The 15,645-nt window shown below is 59.8% G+C and carries 13 protein-coding genes; 5 read left to right on the top strand and 8 right to left on the bottom strand.

Annotated elements, in window-relative coordinates:
• Positions 1-18: 18 nt before the first annotated feature.
• The gene (gene melR, locus ABLU95_RS07585) at positions 19-957 is read right to left on the bottom strand and encodes a transcriptional regulator MelR (protein WP_004206385.1); all 939 of its coding nucleotides are present in this window, start codon (positions 955-957) and stop codon (positions 19-21) included.
• Between the two features lie 239 nt (positions 958-1,196).
• Between melR and ABLU95_RS07580 the strand changes: the two genes are divergently transcribed.
• The 4 genes from ABLU95_RS07580 (at position 1,197) to ABLU95_RS07565 (ending at position 5,670) form a co-directional block, all read left to right on the top strand.
• On the top strand, positions 1,197-2,549 hold the full coding sequence (locus ABLU95_RS07580) for an alpha-glucosidase/alpha-galactosidase (protein ID WP_086075961.1): 1,353 nt from the start codon (positions 1,197-1,199) through the stop codon (positions 2,547-2,549).
• Between the two features lie 92 nt (positions 2,550-2,641).
• Positions 2,642-4,057, top strand: coding sequence for a melibiose:sodium transporter MelB (gene melB / locus ABLU95_RS07575; protein ID WP_101977439.1), 1,416 nt, complete (start codon positions 2,642-2,644; stop codon positions 4,055-4,057).
• Between the two features lie 275 nt (positions 4,058-4,332).
• Positions 4,333-5,289 carry a plasmid segregation protein ParM domain-containing protein gene (gene parM, locus ABLU95_RS07570; protein WP_080901628.1) on the top strand — a complete coding sequence of 319 codons (957 nt, stop codon included), beginning with the start codon at positions 4,333-4,335 and terminating at the stop codon, positions 5,287-5,289.
• A gap of 9 nt (positions 5,290-5,298) precedes the next feature.
• Entirely contained in the window at positions 5,299-5,670 is a 372-nt protein-coding gene (locus tag ABLU95_RS07565; RefSeq protein WP_017900087.1) for a plasmid partitioning/stability family protein, read from the top strand.
• Positions 5,671-6,055: 385 nt separating this feature from the next.
• Here ABLU95_RS07565 and cbpM read toward each other — a convergent pair whose 3' ends face one another.
• From cbpM to ABLU95_RS07550, 3 genes are all read right to left on the bottom strand, one after another.
• Positions 6,056-6,361 (bottom strand): chaperone modulator CbpM, encoded by a 306-nt coding sequence (gene cbpM / locus ABLU95_RS07560; protein WP_002885324.1) that lies wholly within the window; start codon positions 6,359-6,361, stop codon positions 6,056-6,058.
• Positions 6,361-7,278 (bottom strand): curved DNA-binding protein, encoded by a 918-nt coding sequence (gene cbpA, locus ABLU95_RS07555; RefSeq protein WP_023291678.1) that lies wholly within the window; start codon positions 7,276-7,278, stop codon positions 6,361-6,363. Before cbpA ends, cbpM begins: the two co-directional genes overlap by 1 nt.
• Before the next feature lie 145 nt (positions 7,279-7,423).
• On the bottom strand, positions 7,424-8,107 hold the full coding sequence (locus ABLU95_RS07550) for a TerC family protein (protein ID WP_348879170.1): 684 nt from the start codon (positions 8,105-8,107) through the stop codon (positions 7,424-7,426).
• A gap of 225 nt (positions 8,108-8,332) precedes the next feature.
• Between ABLU95_RS07550 and ABLU95_RS07545 the strand changes: the two genes are divergently transcribed.
• Complete coding sequence (locus ABLU95_RS07545) at positions 8,333-9,118, top strand: DsbA family protein (RefSeq protein ID WP_072421218.1); 786 nt, start codon at positions 8,333-8,335, stop codon at positions 9,116-9,118.
• A gap of 47 nt (positions 9,119-9,165) precedes the next feature.
• On the opposite strand, the gene pgaD is transcribed toward ABLU95_RS07545, so the two are convergent.
• The 4 genes from pgaD to pgaA are packed head-to-tail and all read right to left on the bottom strand — an operon-like array spanning position 9,166 to position 15,404.
• Positions 9,166-9,612 (bottom strand): poly-beta-1,6-N-acetyl-D-glucosamine biosynthesis protein PgaD, encoded by a 447-nt coding sequence (gene pgaD, locus ABLU95_RS07540; RefSeq protein WP_101977440.1) that lies wholly within the window; start codon positions 9,610-9,612, stop codon positions 9,166-9,168.
• Positions 9,609-10,940: a poly-beta-1,6-N-acetyl-D-glucosamine synthase gene (gene pgaC / locus ABLU95_RS07535; RefSeq protein WP_080901626.1), complete on the bottom strand. Its 1,332-nt coding sequence runs from the start codon at positions 10,938-10,940 to the stop codon at positions 9,609-9,611. The genes pgaD and pgaC overlap by 4 nt, the downstream gene beginning before the upstream one ends.
• Complete coding sequence (gene pgaB, locus ABLU95_RS07530) at positions 10,933-12,948, bottom strand: poly-beta-1,6-N-acetyl-D-glucosamine N-deacetylase PgaB (protein WP_348879167.1); 2,016 nt, start codon at positions 12,946-12,948, stop codon at positions 10,933-10,935. The genes pgaC and pgaB overlap by 8 nt, the downstream gene beginning before the upstream one ends.
• A gap of 8 nt (positions 12,949-12,956) precedes the next feature.
• On the bottom strand, positions 12,957-15,404 hold the full coding sequence (pgaA, locus tag ABLU95_RS07525; RefSeq protein WP_348879165.1) for a poly-beta-1,6 N-acetyl-D-glucosamine export porin PgaA: 2,448 nt from the start codon (positions 15,402-15,404) through the stop codon (positions 12,957-12,959).
• Between the last annotated feature and the right edge of the window lie 241 nt (positions 15,405-15,645).

Below are 15,645 nucleotides of genomic sequence, written 5' to 3'. Positions count from 1 at the left end.
AAACCCCGGCGGCATTTTTTATGCCTCCGGCAAGGCCAGACCGTGACGACGCTGTTGGCTAAGTTTACGGTACTGCTGCGGCGGCATCCCCACGTAGCGGGTAAAGGTGCTGTAGAAACGGCTGCTGGAGCGGAAACCGGCGGTGAGGGCGATATCCAGGATGGTCTTGTCGGTATCGCTCAGCAGCGCCCGCACGTGATTGATACGCATGGCGGTAATGTACTGCTTCATGGTTTGCTGCATCACTCTCTGGAATACCCCCATCGCATAGTTCGGGTTGAGCTTAACGTGCTCGGCGACGGCATTGACGGTCAGCGCCTGGTCGTAGTGGGCGGCGATAAATTCCAGCATCTGGCTGACATAAAACTGCGCATGGCGCGAGACGCTGTTCTTATGGGTGCGCGAGGTTTTGTTGACCAGAATCGGCTGCCAGCCGGCGAGGCTCAGCCGCTTCAGCATCAGGGCGATTTCATCGATCGCCAGCTGGCGAATCTGTTCATTGTCGTGGTTCAGCTCCTGCTGCCAGCGGCGCACCTCGAAGGCGCTCAGCTGCTGGGCGGCGAGGGATTTAATCACCATCCCGTGAGTGACGTGGTTGATCAGCTCCCGGTCCAGCGGCCATGAGAGAAACAGATGCATCGGCAGGTTAAAGATCGCCATCTGTTGGCAATCCCCCGGGCGGGTCAACTGATGCGGCGTACAGGCCCAGAACAGAGTGATATAGCCTTTCTCTATGCGCACCACTTCGTTATTAATCAAATATTCCACGTCGCCATCGAACGGCACGTTGACCTCCACCTGGCCATGCCAGTGGCTGGTAGGCATGGCGTGCGGCGGGCGCAGCTCGATATCCATACGCTGATACTCAGAGTAGAGCGCCAGCGGGCTGCGGCTCTGCTTTTCATCGCTGCTGCACATAAAGGGATCGGGGGGCAGGGAGGTGAAGCGGTATTCCATCGTTAGCGTATTCCTGAATTGTCAGAGTGGCTGCATTTTTCGCCAGAACTGACGACAGCTTAGCGGAAGAATCGGCCCATTTTCTCTCCTTTTTGCGCAATCTGTTCCCGAAAACTCAGATTTTGTGGCGCTTAATGGCCGATCAGAGCTTTCGGGAATGCTCCGGTGGGAACAGGGCAGCGCAACGCTGAACGGCGTGCCACTCTGCAAGGGTTCAATGACCTGATGGAGAGAGCGTAATGACCGCCCCAAAAATTACCTTTATCGGCGCCGGTTCGACGGTGTTCGTTAAAAATATTCTCGGTGATGTTTTCCAGCGCCCGGCGCTGAAATCGGCGCATGTCGCGCTGATGGATATCGATGACACCCGGCTGGAAGAGTCGCATACCGTGGTGCGCAAGCTGATGGATTCCGTCGGCGCGAAGGGCGAAATCAGCTGCCATCGCGATCGCAAAACCGCCCTGCAGGGCGCTGATTTCGTTGTGGTCGCCTTCCAGATTGGCGGCTATGAGCCCTGTACCGTCACTGATTTTGAGGTCTGTAAACGCCATGGCCTGGAGCAGACCATCGCCGATACGCTGGGTCCGGGGGGCATTATGCGCGCCCTGCGCACCATACCTCATCTGTGGGCTATCTGCGACGACATGACCGAGGTCTGCCCGGACGCCACCCTGCTTAACTACGTCAACCCAATGGCGATGAACACCTGGGCCATCTACGCCCGCTACCCGCATATTAAACAGGTTGGCCTGTGCCACTCAGTGCAGGGAACGGCGGAAGAACTGGCGCGCGATCTTGACCTCAACCCGGCGGATTTACGCTACCGCTGCGCCGGGATTAACCATATGGCGTTCTATCTCTCGCTGGAGAAAAAGCTCGCCGACGGCAGCTATGTCAGCCTTTATCCCGACCTGCTGCAGGCCTACGCTGACGGGCGCGCGCCGAAGCCTAACCTGCACGGCAACCCGCGCTGCGAAAACATCGTCCGCTATGAGATGTTCAAAAAGCTCGGCTACTTTGTGACCGAGTCGTCGGAGCATTTTGCCGAATACACGCCATGGTTTATCAAGCCGGGCCGCGAGGACCTTATCGCCCGCTATAAAGTGCCGCTGGATGAATACCCGAAACGCTGCGTCGAGCAACTGGCCAACTGGCATCAGGAGCTGGAGAGCTATCAGCGCGGCGAGCGCATCGAGGTGAAGCCATCCCGGGAGTATGCCAGCACCATCATGAACGCCATCTGGACCGGCGAGCCAAGCGTGGTGTATGGCAACGTGCGCAATGACGGCCTTATCGACAACCTGCCGCAGGGCTGCTGCGTGGAAGTGGCTTGCCTGGTGGACGCCAACGGCATTCAGCCGACCAAAATGGGTGCGCTGCCGGCGCATCTGGCGGCGCTGATGCAGACCAACATCAACGTGCAGACGCTGCTCACGGAGGCGATCCTCACCGAAAATCGCGATTACGTCTATTACGCCACGATGATGGATCCGCACACCGCTGCGGTGCTGGGGATCGAAGAGATCTACGCGCTGGTGGACGATCTGATCGCCAGCCACGGCGACTGGCTGCCGTCCTGGCTGCATCGTTAATCTTCTCATGCCGCCGGGGGCAACGACCCGGCGGCGTCCTGCATGCTCTATCAAACACTGAAGGAGGCGCTGGCGACAGCGACCTGTACCCTATGAGTATTTCAATGACAACAAAGCTCAGCTACGGATTTGGTGCCTTTGGTAAAGATTTCGCTATCGGTATCGTCTACATGTACCTGATGTATTACTACACCGATATTGTTGGACTGTCGGTTGGGGTGGTCGGCACCTTGTTTCTGGTGGCGCGGATCCTCGATGCGATAGCCGATCCGATCATGGGTTGGATCGTCAACTGTACGCGATCGCGATGGGGGAAATTCAAACCGTGGATCCTGATTGGCACGATAACCAACTCGGTAGTGCTGTATATGCTGTTCAGCGCCCATCACTTCTCCGGCGGGGCGCTGCTGGCATGGGTGTGGCTGACCTACCTGCTGTGGGGGTTCACCTACACCATCATGGATGTGCCGTTCTGGTCGCTGGTGCCGACCATTACCCTCGATAAACGCGAACGTGAACAGCTGGTGCCGTATCCACGCTTTTTCGCCAGCCTGGCGGGATTCGTCACTGCCGGCGTCACGCTGCCGTTTGTCAGCGCCGTGGGCGGCGCCGACCGCGGTTTCGGTTTCCAGATGTTCACCCTGGTGTTGATCGCCTTCTTCGTGGTTTCCACCCTCGTCACGCTGCGCAACGTCCACGAGGTTTACTCCTCGGATAGCGGCGTGAGCGAGGATGCCAGCCATCTCTCACTGCGCCAGATGGTGGCGCTGATCTATAAAAACGATCAGCTGGCCTGCCTGTTGGGCATGGCGCTGGCCTATAACACGGCGGCGAATATTATCGCTGGCTTTGCGATTTACTACTTTACCTACGTGATTGGCAGCGCGGAGATGTTCCCGTATTACATGTCCTACGCCGGCGCGGCGAACCTGCTGACGTTAGTGCTGTTTCCGCGGCTGGTGAAAGGGCTGTCGCGGCGCATTCTGTGGGCGGGCGCTTCGATCATGCCGGTGCTGGGCTGCGGCGTGCTGTTGCTGATGGCGCTGAGCGGGATCTACAACGTCGCGCTGATTTCGCTGGCCGGCGTGCTGTTGAATATCGGCACCGCGCTGTTCTGGGTGCTGCAGGTTATTATGGTGGCCGATACCGTCGACTACGGCGAATATACGATGAACATCCGCTGCGAAAGTATCGCCTATTCGGTGCAGACGCTGGTGGTGAAAGCGGGCTCGGCGTTCGCGGCCTGGTTTATCGCCATCGTGCTCGGTATCATCGGTTATGTGCCGAATGTGGCCCAGTCGTCCCAGACGCTGCTGGGGATGCAGGCGATTATGATAGCGCTGCCGACGCTCTTTTTTGCCCTGACGCTGTTTCTCTATTTCCGCTATTACAAGCTCAACGGCGATATGCTGCGTCGCATTCAGATTCACCTGCTGGATAAATATCGCCGGGTACCGGAAAATGTGGCTGAGCCGGAACGGCCCATTGTGGTACCCAACCAGGTGTAAAAAGCGTTCGAAAACAGCTGACGAAAGAGGGGAGGGATGCTCTCTTTTTTGGACAAAAATGAGCGTTGAAAGCGGACGAAAAGAGAAAACGTATTTCTCTAATTTGTCTCAAAATATTCTCTCTTTAGGTTCATGTAGTTGTTGTTTGCTCCAATTATTCTCAATTAAAACTCAGAATTGTCTCTTTTTCGTGCTCTTGCGCTGCTTTTTAACTCTTGCTACTCTTTTTGGGTGTTACATTTTTCTCTTATTTGTCTCAGTGATGGAGCAATGCGATGCGCATTTTTATCGATGATGGTTCAACCAATATCAAAATGCTGTGGGAGCAAGATGGCGAAACTTTCACCCATATCAGCCCCAACAGTTTTAAACGCGGCTGGTCTGCCACCTTCGGTTCCGGGAAGCCCTTTAACTACACCGTGGATGATGAAAAGTACTCATTCGACCTGATCACTCCCGATGCGCTCCCGACCAATAATATTGACTGGCAGTACAGCCCGTTGAACTCCATCGCTGTCCATCACGCGCTGCTGACCAGCGGTCTTGAGCCACAGGACGTCGAAATAGTCGTGACGCTGCCGCTGACTGAATTTTATGACGAGGATGCGCAATATCGCCTCGACAACATTGAGCGTAAGAAAAAGAGCCTGCTGCGCGAAGTTAAACTGAATAAAGGCGTGGTGTTCAACATCACCAAAGTCACCGTGCGCCCGGAATCGATTCCGGCGGGCATTAGCCTGTGCGATGAACTCAAGCCCTCCCATTCGGTGCTGATTGTCGACCTCGGCGGCACCACGCTCGATATCTCGATGGTCGCCGGGCAGATGACCTCGGTTTCGCGCATTTACGGCGACCCGAAGCTGGGCGTATCGCTGGTGACCGACGCCGTTAAGCTGGCGCTGGCGCGGGCGAATACCGATACCTCAAGCTATAACGTCGACCAGATCATTATCAATCGCCATGACGAAGCGTACCTGACCGATAACATCAACGATCCGGATGCGGTTTCTGAGGTGAAAAAGGTGATCACTAACAGCATCGAACGTCTGACCACCCGCGTCCTGACGGCTATCGATAGCTTTAAAGGCTACTCGCATGCCATCGTGATTGGCGGCGGCGCGCCGCTGGTTGCCGATGCCATTCGTGAACGTATGGGCCTGCGTGAGGACCGTTTCGTGGTGGCTGAAGAGCCGCAGTTCGCCCTGGTGCGTGGTCTGAAAATTATTGGCTAAGGAGCGTCTATGACTCTGGAACGCAGAAAAGTGCTGATTTACCTGCGCCCGGATATCAGCGCCAGCGAGCGCTTCGCGGACGCAAAAATTGAGGCCCACCATCGCGGCGACCGTGGCGATATGTCGCGCACGGCGCTGCTGGCGGGGCTGGCGTTAGGGGAAGTCGATAGCCGCTTGCCGTCGATGCTGGCGGCGCTGCTGGCGGAAGACACGAAACCGGAAACGCTGCGCAAGATGCTGGCCTCGTTCCTTGAGATCCAGCCGGCCTCTTCCGCCCCGACAGCCGCACCAGCGGCCGCCCCGGCTAAGGCGCCGGAGCCGCCCGCGCCGGTCAGCGAGAGCGTTTCGGCGCGCAACCTCGCCGGTTCGCTGCCGGACTAAGCGCTTTCTCCGGCTGGCGCTTGCACAGGCCTACGGGCCCAATGTAGTGGGTGAGCCTGGTGCCGTATGTAGGCCGGATAAGGCGTAGCCGCCACCCGGCATACAGGCGGCTCCCTGGCTGTGGCCTTGCCCGGCGGCGCTGCGCTTGCGCGGGCCTACAGAACCAATGCAATGGGTGAGCCTGGTGCCGTTTGTAGGCCGGGTCAGGCGTAGCCGCCACCCGGCGCGAAGACGTCGCCATATCGGTGGCGATGCCCGGTGGCGCTGCGCTTGCGCGGGCCTACAGAACCAATGCAATGAGTGAGCCTGGTGCCGTTTGTAGGCCGGGTCAGGCGTAGCCGCCACCCGGCAGTAAGACGGTACGCCGCCACCCGGGATGTCGCCCCTATCCGTGGGCGAGAAAGCGGGCCAGGCGCTGCTGCAGCAGGCGATTTTCGCGGGTCAGCCGCGCGTTCTCATCCAGCAGCGTCAGCGCCACCGCAATCCCCGGCCAGTCCAGCTCCAGCTCGTTACGCAGGCGCACCGCGCGATGGACGATCGTCACCGCGCTGTCGTCGAACAGCCAGGTGTCCGCCTGCGGCTGGTGCGGTTCAATCATGCCTAAGCCGACAATCTCCGTCAGCTCCTCTTCCGACACCCCGGTACGCAGGCACAATTCGGTAATGGTAAACGTCACTGTTACTGTAGCCATCAGGCTTTCCCCCATGTCTTACGCGGATCGAAGCTGGCTTCGGCGGTGGCCAGCTGTTGCCAGAGCTCACGCGCTTTTTCATCTGGTTTTGGCGGCATCACAATTTTAATAACGGCGAACAAATCGCCGGTGTGGGTTTTGCTCACCAGCCCTTTGCCCTTGATACGCAGGCGCTGCCCTGCCTGACTACCCGGCGGCACCGTCAGCAGAATGCTCTCTTTCAGGGTGGGCACCGTAACTTTGGCGCCCAGCGCGGCCTCCCACGGCGCCAGCGGCAGGACGATCTCCAGGTTATGTCCCACGATGTCGAATAGCGGGTGCGGGGCGATGTGGATCACCAGCCACAGATCGCCGTTCGGCCCGCCGTTTTCGCCCGGCGTCCCCTGGCCTTTCAGGCGGATTCGCTGACCATCGGCCACCCCGGCGGGGATCTTCACATTCAGCGTTTTCGGCGTCTCGCTTTCGATCATGCCGAACACGTTATACACCGGCAGGTTATAGCTGATGGTGCGGGTCTGCTCAGCCAGCGTCTCTTCAAGGAACACCGCGACCTCGATCTCCAGGTCGTGGCCGCGCGACGCGTGTTGACGGCGACGCTGATGCGCCTGCTGGCCAAACATGGAGGAAAAGATGTCGTCGAAATCCTGCTGGCTGTAGCTCTGCTCGTGGGTCTGCTGCTGGCGACCGAACCCGGGATCGTTGCGATGCTGCCAGAGCTGATCGTATTCCGCGCGCCGTTGCTCATCTTTCAGGACTTCCCAGGCTTCGGCGAGATCCTTAAATTTGGCTTCGGCATCGTTTTCTTTACTGACGTCGGGGTGGTACTTGCGCGCCAGGCGGCGGTAGGCGGTCTTGATGGTTTTCAGATCGTCGGTTGGTTGCACCCCGAGAATGGCATAATAATCCTTCAATTCCATGCTGTTATCTCATCTATGCTCAGTGCGGTGGTTACATATTCCCTGGATCAGGCGTCTGTATAAAGCGTAGGGCAAATGCGCCCTGAAGGGGAAGAAAAGTGGCGGAAACTTGACGTCGTCGGGGTCAACGGCGTCGTGGGCGCGGCTAATCTTTCACCTGCGGCCGCGGACGACGGCGCCAGCCTGCGAACAGCACCAGCAGCGCGCCGATGGCGCCGGCCAGGCGCGCAATGCCGTCGCCGGCGGTGGGAAACAGCTGGCGAAGGGTAGGGTCGCTGACCAGCATTGACCCGGCAATCCAGCCGATGAGCATCCCGCCCAGCAGCACCACCGCGGGAAAGCGAGTGAGCAGGGCCAGCACCAGCTTGCTGCCGGCGACGATAACCGGAATGCTAATCGCCACGCCGAGGGCGACCAGCGCAATGTGCCCTTTGCCTGCGGCGGCCACCGCCAGCACGTTATCCAGCGACATGATCACATCGGCGACGGTGATGGTGACTGCGGTGCGCCACAGGCTGCCGGAGCTGGCAACCTCGCTCTCGTCCTCCTCATTACTGACCAGCCTGATGCCAATCCACATCAGGAGCAGCGCGCCGACTATCTTCAGCCACGGCAGCGACAGGAGATACAGGGCGATCGCCAGCAGCAGGATGCGCGCCAGGATGGCGCCTACGGTGCCGATGACGATCGCTTTGGTGCGTTTTTGTGGCGGCAGTTTGCGACAGGCCATGGCGATCACCACGGCGTTGTCGCCGCCCAGCAGTAAGTCGATGGCGACAATCTGCAGCATAATCACCGCCATGTCCCATTGTTGAGGAAACGCATACATATCGAGAGAAACCACCTGAAATAAATACCTCGAAAAGCCGTTGCGCCGGCGACTCCGCCCGGGGAGCGTTGACCACTGGCGCCGGACCGCGCCGTCGCGCGGGAAACCTGAGCCTGAAAAATAAAGTTACGAATCAACGCGCCGTAGGGCAAGGCTTCGGCGAAAAAGGGTGATATTTTGTCATACAGACTCACCTGCTGTTCACTTATCGCAAGGATCCCCACTATGTCTGGCCACAAGAAATACCTCTCTGTCGCCCTGCTGAGCGCTGTCTTACTGCCGGCGATGGCTTCTGCCGCTGACGCGCCGGCGACTTTCACCGCGGAACAGGAGGCGCAAATCGGCAAAATCGCCGCCGATTACCTGGTCGCCCACCCGGAAGTTCTCCTGCAGGCAAGCCAGAAACTGCAGCAAATTCAGGCTGAGCAGCAGGCCAGCGCGGCCACCCAGGCGGTGCTGAAGAATGCCGCCTTGCTGACTCAGGATAAAAATACCCCGACCTACGGCCCGGCCAACGGCAAAGTCACGGTGATTGAGTTCTTTGACTACCAGTGCGTCTACTGCAGCCGGCTGGCGCCGGTGATGGAGCAGGTGATTAAAGCGCATCCGCAGACCCGCTTCGCTTTTAAAGAGTGGCCTATCTTCGGCGGCCGCTGGGAAAGCTCGCTGGAAGCAGCGAAAACCGGCCTGCAGATCTATCAGCAGAAAGGGGCGGATGCCTATCTGACCTACCATAACGGGATCTACGCCACCGGACATAACGAAGGCAAGCTGACGACGGCGGATATCCAGCAGCAGGCGAAGAAAGCCGGCTTTGATGCGAAGAAGGCCACCGACGTCGAACCGGTGCTGCAGAGCATTAACGACCTGGCGCAGGAGATTGGTCTCAGCGGCACGCCGGGCGTGATCGTGATGCCGACTACTGGCGCCACGGAAGCCAGCATCACCGTCTTCCCGGGGCTGGCGGATAAAGCCTCGCTCGAAGCCGCCATTAAAAAGGCCGGCGGCTGATCGGCGGCGTCGTTACCCAGTCAGGGCCGCCGGGGGCGGCCCTGCTATCATTCCTGACCCCTCTCCTCGGGCGGCGGCAGCGCGTGGCTTTTTAAATCAATAATCTGGCCAATGTGATCGTGGTAAACGGTCAGCAAATTATAGCGACTCATTTCGGAGATGATCTGCGGGGCGACGTTAAAGCTGCTGGCCAGCTCCTCATCTCGCAGGGTAAGCACCGCGGTGTGACGCCGGGTATGGGCGCGGCGTCGGTTATAGTGGTACCAGAGGATCAGCAACCAGCCGTTCAGCGCGGCAATCAATAAATACACCAGCGCCGTATTCAGGGAGTCCATCAGCGACGACCAGCGCGGGGAGGGCGGCGCGATGAACTGCATCAGCAAATTGGCGTAGAGAAAGAACAGAAAACCGAGCCAGGCCAGCAGCGTTAAGCCGGCGTCCACCAGCCGGGGCAGCACGCGGTGTTCGGTTAAGATGAGCGTATTTTCATTCATCGCAGGCTTCCTTTTCCCCGGTCCGGGCTCACCCAGCGCGCGCGGGAACGTTGACGTTTCAACATCACTTTCGGAAAAGCGACCAGCGTGGTCAGCAGGCCGATCATCCAGTAAACCATCGGGAACCAGATCACCCAGAACAGGGATTTGGCGACCTTTTTCTCATAGCGCCGTTCGATATACAGGCTGGCGACGAACTGCAGCAGGCACATCAGGCCGAGCAGCATGCCGGTGAACTCAGGCGGAAACAGGCTGTGCACTGTCAGGTTGTCCGGCAATGGCATCAGGCGGCTGAGGATAAACAGCAGAATGGTGACCGCGTAGGCAAAGGCCCACAGCGTGGAGCAGGCATACTCCAGAAACAGCGGCCACATCCGATGATGCTGCCAGTGAAACAGGCGGCGCAGGTTGACCAGAAAGACTTCGGCCCCGCCCTGGGCCCAGCGCAGACGCTGCTTCCATAACCCTTTTAGGGTCTCAGGCATCAGGATCCAGCACAGCGCCCGCGGCTCGAAAAAGATGTCCCAGTGGCGGAGCTGAAGCTTCCAGCTGATATCAATATCTTCAGTGATCATATCCGGGCTCCAGTAGCCGACGTCCGCCAGAGCCTGACGCCGGAAGGCGGCGATCACGCCGGAGACAGTAAAGACTCGGCCATAGATCCGCTGCGTCCGCTTGATAAGGCCAATGATCGACGAAAACTCCCCTACCTGAATGCGGCCGATCAGCGTGGATCGGGTGCGGATCCGCGGATTGCCGGTGACCGCCCCGACGTGCGGGTAGTGGATCAGCGGGGCGACCAGCCAGGCCGCGGTATCCCGGTCCAGCAGGGCGTCGCCATCGATGCAGACCAGCAGATCGCCGCGCGCGGCGGCGGCGCCCGCTTTGAGCGCCACCGCTTTTCCCTGATTGGCGGCCAGGTGGATCACCCGCAGCCTTGGCTCCTCCTGCGCCAATTGCTGGAGCACCTGGGCGGTGTTGTCCGAAGAGCCGTCGTTAATCGCGATCACTTCGAGGTTGGCGTAACGCTGGGCCAGCGCCGCGCTGATGGTCTCCCGGGCGTTTTTCTCCTCGTTAAAGCAGGGGATCAGGATCGAGATCAGCGGATTGCCCGGCAGCGACGGCGGCGGGGTTTCCTCTCCCCACGGCCAGTGGCGCTCCAGCTGGAACCAGAAGTACAGACCCCCGGTGATCCATAGCACCGACATAAACAGCGGCCAGAAAAAGACAAAGTCGAGGATAAGCTCGCCGGTAAACACCGCTGCGACGCCTAACGGCAGCCCGAAAACGAGGCATAAAATGCACAATGCGATGATGCGATCAGTCATGGTCAGGGTACCACCAGGAAGAAAATTGCGGTCTGATACGGGAGATATCAGGCTGATTGTTAATGAAATCGTCTGGGTAGTAGCCGTAGTTTTTGACGCCGTTTAGCCGCAGCAAATGCATCCAGTCCGCCAGCTGTTGGTCGGGAATGGCGTTGCGTTGGCGTCGGTTCCAGTCTCTGGCCTGTAGCTCAAAGATGGTTTTCTTCAGCGCGCCCGGGCGGCGGGCGACGGCCTGCACCAGCCGCGTCAGCCAGGCCTGGCTGGCGTCAATCGGCACGGACTCCATCAGCGGCATCGCCATGGGGACCGTCCAGTCATAGGCGGCAAGGAAGTCATCCAGATTTTGCGCAAACCAGGCTTCGCTCTGCGGCTCAAGGATCGGCAGGGCGAAGAGATTACGCGCCGTTTTTACCTGCGGGCCGCGGATGGCATGCACCGACTGGCGCAGCTGCAGAGTGAAGCGGGTCAGGGTTTGGCTTTTGAAACGCATCCATGCCTGGCGCTCTTGCGGACTTTGGGGCACCGGGCCGGCATCGTGCGCCAGGCCACTCTGCCGCCAGGCGGCGACCGCCTCCGGGCTCACGTCTTCAAAATCGGTCAGCACGGCGTCGTCGTGGAACAGAATCCCGCTGAAGCTGGCGTGTCGGGCCAGATCCTCATAGATGTCGGTGATCTGCTGGCGAACCCGGGGATCCCAGGGCGACAGGCGGACATAGGGCTGACGGGCAAGTAACGCCTTCCCGGTTTGCGGATCCCAGCGCTGAACGCGCGGCAGATCGGACGAGAGATCGAAGGCCAGCACCGGCATCCAGGCATAAACCTTCACCCCGCCGCGGGTTTGCAGCTGCCAGGAGACGAAGTTAAACAGGTCGGCGCGCATCGGCAGCCAGCGGTTGGGGAAATAGAGCGACTTGACCGTGCCGTCACCCTGCGGGTCGGAGAAGGCCTGCAGAAAGACGTGGCTGATTTTCATGTCATAGACGCGCTGCACCAGCTTATCGATATTCTTTGCCTGCTGGACGGGATTGGGGTCATAGACATAGTCCAGATCCACATGCATCACCCGAACAGGATCGGCTTCCTGGATCTGGGTTACGGCGTTGGCAAAGGCCTTGATCGACGGGTTACCGGCGATCAGCATGCGCGGAATATTATCCAGATCCTTCACGTTGCCCAGGCCGTCGTTCAGCGTAAACGCCAGCTGATACCCCTGCTGTTTGGCGATGGCCAGGGTGCTGCCGCTGGCGGCGCCGTAGGGCCACACCCAGGCGCGCGGCGCTTTCCCGGCGACGTCGTGGATTTTCGCCGTCACTTTCTGCACGTCATCGGCCATTCGCCGGGTAAACTGCGCGTCGCTTTCATAGCGGCCGGTGGTTTTATCCCAGCCGCGGTTAGCGGCGGCGGGCTCGCGGCTGCCTTGCGGATTGGCCGGCAGGCCGTAGTGCGAGGCCCAGGTGTGCGCGCCGATCTCCACCAGCGGCGAGCGACTAAGCTCGCGCACCATCTCCCAGGTGGCGAAGCGATCGCGCGGCGTCATCAGGCCGCCAAAATTAACGGGCTGGTTGGCGGGGGTGTCCACCCAGCTGCCCACCGGCGCCCACAGCGCCGGAACGTTCCAGGCTTTAAGCAGCGGCCAGACGCGAGTATAAAAACTGCTATAGCCATCGTCGAAGCTGAGAAGAAAAGCCTTAGGCGGCAGCGGCTTAAGGCCATGATGCGCGTCCAGAATGTCCTGAACGCTCACGGCATGGTAGCCGTGATGCAGCAGCCAGGCGATCTGCTCATTAAGCGCGCTGGTACGCACCGAAAGATAACGCTGGTCGGCGGCGTCGTCTTCGACGTCATGATAGGCCAGCACCAGAAAGCGATCCGCCGGCCAGGGGTTATTGGCCTCCAGCTGGGGTCGTTGCTGCGGGGCGAGGAAGGGGACCTCCTCAGCACGCACGCTGAAGATAAGGCACAGCCAGCCGAGAAGCATCAGGCCGTTGCGCAGGGTCGTGTTCAGCATGGTCATCCTTAAAACCGTATGTTTGCATCAACAGTGATAGCGAGGTTGTTTTCACGTTTACCGTCGTAGGGGCGTTTGTCCCAGTTCAGCATCACCCCGGCGTCGACGAGGTTGTTCCAGCGCAGACGCTGCCCGTAGCCCAGCGTCGTTATCGCGCCGGCGGCGTGATTTTTTTGCCAGTAGCTGCCGCCGCCGGCGAGCAGCTGCTGACTCCAGACGGTGTCATACCGCTGGTAAAGCGTGTGATCGACCGCCAGCGCCGCGGTGGCCGCGAGGTCGCGGGCCGGACTGTAATACGCGGTGTCGGTGCGGCTATTGGCGCTGGCCGACAGACCGGGCTGCAGATCCAGCGTTAGCCACGGGGTCTGCCAGAGGCGCTCTTTACCGGAGAGGGTGTACTCCTGACGACGGTTGTGGTCGGTAAAGCGGCTGGCGGCTGCGCTGACGCGGTACTCCCGGCGCTCGTTTTGATACCAGCGCAGCCAGCCTTCGCCGCGGTTGGCGCTGACGCCGTTGCGTAACGCGCGCAGCGGCGTCTGCTGCGAAATCCGCTCCAGCTCGCCGCCCAGCTGCCAGCGATCGTTGACGTCGTGCGCGGCGGAGAGGCGGACGCCGGGCTTATTCTCGCCGTGAAAATTGACGCTGGAGAGTTCAAGTTCTCCCCAGGCGTCGCGCGGACGCCATTCAATACCGGCGAACAGCTGGCGACGGCTGCCTTTCCCCTCTTCAAAATTACCTTGGGCAAAGCGGTGGCCGCCGAACAATCGCCAGCTGTCGGCTATCGGCGGGCTGTAGATCGCCGTCTCAAAACTGAGGTCGTGGGTACCGCTCACCGGGTTGTCGGAATGCAGCCCTTTGCCGACGCTCAGGCGCAGCTCAGAGAAATGATGGATTTCGCGGGCTCTGGCCAGGCGCTGGGTATTCAGATCCCGTGGCGAGCGGGCGATAACGTCGTCGGTCAGCAGATCCATCTGCCGCCACTCCTGCAGATCGAGGGCGACCCAGGCCTGCTGGCGCTCCAGCTGCAGGCTGGCGGGCTCCAGGGCTTCCGCCGCTTTCAGCTGGCGTTCGGCTGCCCGCGGCAGCCCTCTGTCCTGCAGCAGGGCGGCATAGTCGATCTGCAGCCCCTGGTTGCCGGGGGCCGTCGCCGCCAGGCGCTGCATACGGGCTTCGGCCTGTGGCAGGGCGTTGGTGGCGGAGAGATAGTGCACGTTAAGCGACTGCGCGGTGAGCCAGTCGTCGTTCGGCTGGGGCGTCGGCGAGCCGTAGAGATGACGGATATAGGGCGCATTCCGGGTGAGTCGGGCGACATACCGTTGCGCCGCCGGGTACTGAGCGGTGTCCAGCAGGGCGTAGAAAAGCTCATGTTCTTCATTCTGTTGGCTCGTCAGCCACGAGGGATGCTGATGAATAAGCGTCAACGCGGGCTCAATCTGCTTAAGCGCGATATAAGAGGAGATAACCCAGCCGATGGCCCAGTCGGGAACCACCTGCTGCTGTGCCATCAGGCTTTGGTATTCGCGGATAACCTGCGCGTAGTCTGCGTAGGCGTACAGCGCGCCCAGACGGTCAATGCGCGCCCGGGTGATGTCCGGGGCGGCCTGCGGGTCGGGACGCCAGGCGGCGATCATCGCGTCGTATTGCGCCAGCGCCGTGCGGGCCAGCGCGTAACGCGCATTTTCTTCACGGGAAGGCGTATCGGCAAGGCGCACCAGTTCGGCGGCGGCGTTCAGCTGCAGGTTGCGCTTTTCCGCGGGCGTCAGTTCGACGCTATTCGCCAGGCCGAGGGCGGGGGAGTCGATCCGGTTACGGGTCAGGGTCGCCATCAGGCTGGCCAGCGCGGCTTTGTTCTGTGGTTCGCGATCGAGGATCTGCGTGTCCACCAGCAGCTGATCCCAGCTCTTGCCAAGCCGCAGGTAGACATAAGAGAGGGTCTGCAGGTGGGCAATGCTCGCCTGCTCCGCCACCAGGCGACGCGCTTCGCTGAGCGCCTCGCCGTCCTTGCGGGCATCGGCCAGCGTCTTGATATAGCCGATACGATAGTCGTCACTGTCGGGGGCCTGGCTGAGAGCCTGCTGCCAGAGGAGGAGCGAGGCTTGCCACTGTTTCTGGTTGCGCATCGCCTGCGCCGCGGCGGCGGTGGCCCGTGCGGGAAGCGGCATATAGACCTGATAGCGTCGCCAGACTTTCACCACCTCGTCGTCCTGGCCGGCCCAGAGGGCTACCTGCAGCCAGTCTGCAACCTGAGAAGGGGTTAAGGCATGCCGCAGCTGGTATTGCTGAAGATATGAGAGAAAGGGGGCGTACTGGCCTTGGCGCGCTTGCAGGATCTGCTGGTCATAGAGCGAGTCCGCTCCCTGAACCAGCGTCGGGAAGAGCAAAAGCACGCCGATTGACAGCGAGAGTTTCGTGTTGCGATTAAACAATAACGTATTTGAATAAGGTGATCTTTCCATTTCTATTTGCCATATGTTCATCAAGAATCCATTGCACAACACGACCGTCCTTTGACGGTGAGTTAAAGGATGAGGATGGTCCCATTTAGCTGACTGGCACTGCGGGTGAATGACTTATTGCAAAGTAATAAACATATCTCCTGTGGATAATTGAATGGATAATTTATACCCGATACCGCAGCGGATAAATATGGTTAAATGACGAACTGCGTTTTAAGATAAATCTGTAAAAATGGTTTAA

The organism is Klebsiella sp. GG_Kp146 (genome assembly GCF_040061975.1).
In the GTDB taxonomy this organism is placed as follows: domain Bacteria; phylum Pseudomonadota; class Gammaproteobacteria; order Enterobacterales; family Enterobacteriaceae; genus Klebsiella; species Klebsiella quasipneumoniae.
The sequence above is the reverse complement of the archived record's forward strand: the minus strand, read 5'-3'. Positions and strand labels throughout refer to the sequence as shown.

Excerpts from the sequence above, each read along its gene's own strand:
- ABLU95_RS07545 (WP_072421218.1), top strand. The coding sequence starts at position 8,333 with ATGTCTGGCCACAAGAAATACCTCTCTGTCGCCCTGCTGAGCGCTGTC.
- ABLU95_RS07550 (WP_348879170.1), bottom strand. The coding sequence starts at position 8,107 with ATGTATGCGTTTCCTCAACAATGGGACATGGCGGTGATTATGCTGCAG.
- pgaB (WP_348879167.1), bottom strand. The coding sequence starts at position 12,948 with ATGCTGAACACGACCCTGCGCAACGGCCTGATGCTTCTCGGCTGGCTG.
- pgaD (WP_101977440.1), bottom strand. The coding sequence starts at position 9,612 with ATGAATGAAAATACGCTCATCTTAACCGAACACCGCGTGCTGCCCCGG.
- ABLU95_RS07580 (WP_086075961.1), top strand. The coding sequence starts at position 1,197 with ATGACCGCCCCAAAAATTACCTTTATCGGCGCCGGTTCGACGGTGTTC.
- melR (WP_004206385.1), bottom strand. The coding sequence starts at position 957 with ATGGAATACCGCTTCACCTCCCTGCCCCCCGATCCCTTTATGTGCAGC.
- parM (WP_080901628.1), top strand. The coding sequence starts at position 4,333 with ATGCGCATTTTTATCGATGATGGTTCAACCAATATCAAAATGCTGTGG.
- ABLU95_RS07565 (WP_017900087.1), top strand. The coding sequence starts at position 5,299 with ATGACTCTGGAACGCAGAAAAGTGCTGATTTACCTGCGCCCGGATATC.
- pgaC (WP_080901626.1), bottom strand. The coding sequence starts at position 10,940 with ATGACTGATCGCATCATCGCATTGTGCATTTTATGCCTCGTTTTCGGG.
- melB (WP_101977439.1), top strand. The coding sequence starts at position 2,642 with ATGAGTATTTCAATGACAACAAAGCTCAGCTACGGATTTGGTGCCTTT.
- pgaA (WP_348879165.1), bottom strand. The coding sequence starts at position 15,404 with ATGGAAAGATCACCTTATTCAAATACGTTATTGTTTAATCGCAACACG.
- cbpA (WP_023291678.1), bottom strand. The coding sequence starts at position 7,278 with ATGGAATTGAAGGATTATTATGCCATTCTCGGGGTGCAACCAACCGAC.
- cbpM (WP_002885324.1), bottom strand. The coding sequence starts at position 6,361 with ATGGCTACAGTAACAGTGACGTTTACCATTACCGAATTGTGCCTGCGT.